The sequence below is a fragment of the Streptomyces sp. genome (genome assembly GCF_031178505.1).
In the GTDB taxonomy this organism is placed as follows: Bacteria; Actinomycetota; Actinomycetes; order Streptomycetales; family Streptomycetaceae; genus Streptomyces; species Streptomyces gulbargensis.
Map to the genome: position 1 here is coordinate 1 of NZ_JAPSIW010000646.1, position 4087 is coordinate 4087.

Sequence of the window (4087 nt, forward strand, 5' to 3'; positions counted from 1 at the left end):
GCGGGGCCGCCCGGCATCCGCCGGACCGTGTACGGCGTCTTCTCCGCCGAGGGCGTCCAGCAGGTCCTCGCCGGCGAATCCGCCAACTTCCGCAAGGACAACGTCTTCTACCAGGAGATCCGGGAGTCCTTCGGCAACGGCCTGCTCACCAGCCAGGACGAGGACTACCTGCGCCAGCGCCGGCTCGTCCAGCCCCTCTTCACCCGCCGCCGCGTCGACGGCTACGCCGCCGCCATCGCCGCCGAGGCCGACACCCTCCTCGGCGAATGGCGCGACAGCCGCGTCGCCACCGTCGACGTCCTCCAGGACATGACCCGCCTCGCGCTCCGCGCCGTCGCCCGCATCCTCTTCGGCACCGACGTCGACACGGCCGTCCGGGTCGTGGAACACAGCTTCCCCGAACTCAGCGCCTACGTCCTGCGCCGCGGCTACTCCCCGCTCAACGTGCCCCGCGACTGGCCCACCCCGGGCAACCGGCGGGCCGACGCCGTCCACCGGGCGCTGTACGAGGTGTGCGACCGCATCATCGCCCGGCGTCGCGCCGCCGACCGCGCCCCGGGCGGCGACGACCTCCTCACCCTCCTCGTCGAGGCCGAGAGCGCCGAGGACGGCCGCTTCGACGCCACCGAACTCCGCGAGCAGGTCCTCGTCTTCCTCGTCGCGGGCCACGAGACCACCGCGACCTCCCTCGGCTTCGCCCTCCACCTCCTCGCCCGCCATCCCGAGGCCCAGGCCCGGGCCCACGAGGAGGTCGACCGGGTGCTCGCCGGCCGCACCCCCGGCGCCGCCGACCTCGACTCCCTGCCGTACGTGACCCAGGTGCTCAAGGAGGCCATGCGCCTCTTCCCGGCCGCCCCGGTCATCGGCCGCCGCGCCGTCGCCGCCACCGAGATCGGCGGCATCACCGTCCCGGCCGGCGCGGACGTCGTCGTCGCCCCCTGGGTCACCCACCGGCATCCCCGCTACTGGGAGGACCCGGAGCGCTTCGACCCCGACCGCTTCACGCCAGAGGCCGAGGCCGCCCGCCCACGCTACGCCTGGTTCCCCTTCGGCGGCGGCCCGCGCGCCTGCATCGGCCAGCACTTCTCGATGCTGGAGTCGGTGATCGCCCTCGCGATGATCCTCCGGCGTCACCGCTTCGAGACCGTGGACACCGAGGTGCCGGTGGCACCCGGCATCACCCTCCAGGCGACCGGCCCCGCCCGCTGCCGGCTGCTGCCCCGCACCGACTGAACGGCCGGTGCCGGGGGAGCCGTCCCCCGGCACCGGCACCGGCCGCGTCCCGCCCGTCAGGGACGGGTGGCGACGACGACCGTCGCCCACCACTCCTCGGAGGTGACCGCACGGGCGGCGAGCCCCTGGGCGGTGACCGCCGCGACGGCCTCCGTCGCCTGCCCCTCGCTCGTCTCGAAGAACAGCCGCCCGCCCGGCGCCAGCCACGCGGGCGCCTCCCGCGCGACCCGCCGCAGCACCTCCAGGCCGTCCGCGCCGCCGTCCAGCGCGACCATCGGCTCGTGCTCCCGCGCCTCCGGCGGCAGCAGCCCCACCTCGCCGGTCGGTACGTACGGCACATTGGCCACCAGGACCTCGACCCGGCCCCGCAGCTCCCCGGGGAGCGCGGCGAAGAGGTCCCCCTCGTACACCCGGCCCCCGCGCGGCTCCAGGTTCCGCCGGGCACAGGCGACCGCCGCCGGCTCCACGTCCGAGGCGTGCACCTCCACGCCCGGCACGGAGGCGAGCAGCACCGCGCCCGCCGCACCCGTACCGCAGCACAGGTCCACGCAGACGGCGCCCGGCCGGGCCCGCTCCACCGCGAGCCCGACGAGGAACTCCGTACGCCTCCGGGGCACGAACACCCCGGCGTCCACCGCGATCCGCAGACCGGCGAACTCCGCCCAGCCCACCACGTGCTCCAGCGGCAGGCCCCCGGCCCGCCGCTCGACCATCGCGTCCAGCTCGGCGGGCCCGGCCGCCGCGGCGGTCAGCAGCTCCGCCTCCTCCTCGGCGAAGACGCAGCCCGCCGCCCGCAGCCGGGCCACCACCTTCGTGTCAGGCAAGCTGCGCCTCGATCGCCGAGACCAGCTCACGGGCCTCCGGCTCGGTCCGGGGACGGAAACGGGTGACCGTGCCGTCCCGGCCGATCAGGAACTTCTCGAAGTTCCACTGCACGTCACCGGCCTCGCCGTCGGCGTCCGCGACCTTCGTCAGCTCCGCGTACAGCGGGTGCCGGCCGGCGCCGTTCACGTCCGTCTTCTCGAGCAGCGGGAACGTCACCCCGTACGTCGTCGAGCAGAAGGTGCGGATCTCCTCCGCCGTGCCGGGCTCCTGCCCGAGGAACTGGTTGCACGGCACGCCGACCACGGTGAACCCCCGGCCCCCGTAGGCCTTCTGCAGCCGCTCCAGACCCTCGTACTGCGGAGTCAGCCCGCACTTCGAGGCGACGTTCACCACCAGTACGGCCCGGTCGCGGTGGTCGGCCAGCGAGAACCGCTCGCCGTCCAGGGTCTTCAGCGGAATGTCGTACAGACTCATGGTGAGCTCCTCGTCGAGACTAGGGTGTGATCACAACATGAGGGACGAACCGCTGGCAATCGACATCGACCCCGGCCCCGCGGACCCCGCGCGCCGGGTCCGCTGCCGCCTGTGCGGACGCCCCCTGACCGGCGCGGGCTCGCGCCGCACCGGCCTCGGCCCCACCTGCGACGCCAAGCTCCACCCGCCCGGCCCGGACATCCGCGTCCGCCGCCACGAGGTGGACCAGGACACCCTGCCCGGCGCCGAGGACCTGGGCGGAGACGTCGCCTAGGGGGTGTCACGCCGCTCCCCGATCCGGCCTGATCGACAAGACACTAGAGCTTGCGGAACAACCCTTCCTGCACCACCGACACCAGCAGCCGGCCCTCACGGTCGTAGATACGGCCCCGGGCCAGGCCCCGGCCGCCGGTCGCGATCGGGGACTCCTGGTCGTACAGGAACCATTCGTCCGCGCGGAACGGCCGGTGGAACCACATCGCGTGGTCCAGGGACGCCATGTCGAAGCCGCGCGGGCCCCACAGCGGCTCGACGGGGATGCGGACGGCGTCCAGCAGCGTCATGTCCGAGGCGTACGTCAGGGCGCAGGTGTGCACCAGCGGGTCGTCGCCCAGTGGGCCCACCGCCCGCATCCACACCGCGCTGCGCGGGTCCGCGCCGTCGACCTCCTCCTTGGTCCACCGGAGCCGGTCCACGTACCGGATGTCGAACGGCTGGCGCCGGGCCATCCGCTCCAGGGCCTCGGGGAGCGCGCCCAGGTGGTCCCTGATCTCGTCCGCCAGGTTCGGCAGGCTCTCCGGGTCGGTGAGGTGCCGGGGCGGCAGCTGGTGCTCGAAGGCACCCTCCTCCGGCAGGTGGAAGGAGGCCGTCAGGTTGAAGATCGTCCGGCCCTCCTGCACGGCCGTCACCCGGCGGGTCGTGAACGAGCGGCCGTCGCGCACCCGCTCCACCTGGTACACGATCGGCACCCCGGGCCGGCCCGGACGCAGGAAATAGGCGTGCAGCGAGTGCACCGGCCGGTCGTCCTCCACGGTGCGTCCGGCCGCCACCAGCGCCTGGCCGGCGACCTGCCCGCCGAAGACCCGCTGCAGCGACTCCTGCGGACTGCGCCCGCGGAAGATGTTCACCTCGATCCGCTCCAGATCGAGCAGGTCCACGAGCCTCTCGGCGGGACTGGTCACCCTCGTACTCCTCCCGTGCTGACTACAGCTGTCCGACGGACGTCACCCGTACGACCGCCCGGCCCTCCTCGTCCGAGGCAGCGAGGTCCACCTCCGCGCTGATGCCCCAGTCATGGTCGCCGTTCGGGTCGGCGAAGGTCTGCCGGACGCGCCAGAGCCCGTGCGCCGGGTCCTCCTCGATCGACAGGAGCTTCGGGCCGCGCGCGTCGGGACCCGTCCCCAGGTCGTCGTACTCGTCCCAGTAGCTGTCCATGGCCTCGCCCCAGGCGTCCGCGTCCCAGCCGGAATCGGCGTCCATCGCCCCCAGCTCCTCCACGTTGTCCAGGGCCGCGAGCTCCACCCGCCGGAACATGGCGTTGCGGACCAGGACGCGG

General features: G+C 73.9%; 6 protein-coding genes. 2 read left to right on the plus strand and 4 right to left on the minus strand.

The window, feature by feature from the left end; genetic code table 11:
- The coding region (locus RIF68_RS29690; RefSeq protein ID WP_309054370.1) for a cytochrome P450 at nt 1–1233 on the plus strand (1233 nt) is incomplete at its 5' end.
- 56 nt (nt 1234–1289) lie between these two features.
- Here RIF68_RS29690 and RIF68_RS29695 read toward each other — a convergent pair.
- Together RIF68_RS29695 and RIF68_RS29700 are read right to left on the minus strand one after the other, a co-directional pair.
- A complete protein-coding gene (locus RIF68_RS29695; RefSeq protein ID WP_309054371.1) occupies nt 1290–2057 on the minus strand; it encodes a putative protein N(5)-glutamine methyltransferase in 768 nt (255 codons plus the stop codon).
- Entirely contained in the window at nt 2050–2532 is a 483-nt protein-coding gene (locus RIF68_RS29700) for a glutathione peroxidase (RefSeq protein ID WP_309054372.1), read from the minus strand. Before RIF68_RS29700 ends, RIF68_RS29695 begins: the two co-directional genes overlap by 8 nt.
- Before the next feature lie 37 nt (nt 2533–2569).
- On the opposite strand from RIF68_RS29700, the gene RIF68_RS29705 reads away from it, so the two are divergent.
- The gene (locus RIF68_RS29705; RefSeq protein ID WP_309054373.1) at nt 2570–2806 is read left to right on the plus strand and encodes a DUF6011 domain-containing protein; all 237 of its coding nucleotides are present in this window, start codon (nt 2570–2572) and stop codon (nt 2804–2806) included.
- A gap of 43 nt (nt 2807–2849) precedes the next feature.
- Here RIF68_RS29705 and RIF68_RS29710 read toward each other — a convergent pair whose 3' ends face one another.
- A complete protein-coding gene (locus tag RIF68_RS29710) occupies nt 2850–3713 on the minus strand; it encodes an acyl-CoA thioesterase II (protein WP_309054374.1) in 864 nt (287 codons plus the stop codon).
- 22 nt (nt 3714–3735) lie between these two features.
- A partial coding sequence (locus RIF68_RS29715) for a DUF3516 domain-containing protein (protein WP_309054375.1) occupies nt 3736–4087 on the minus strand: 352 nt, incomplete at its 5' end.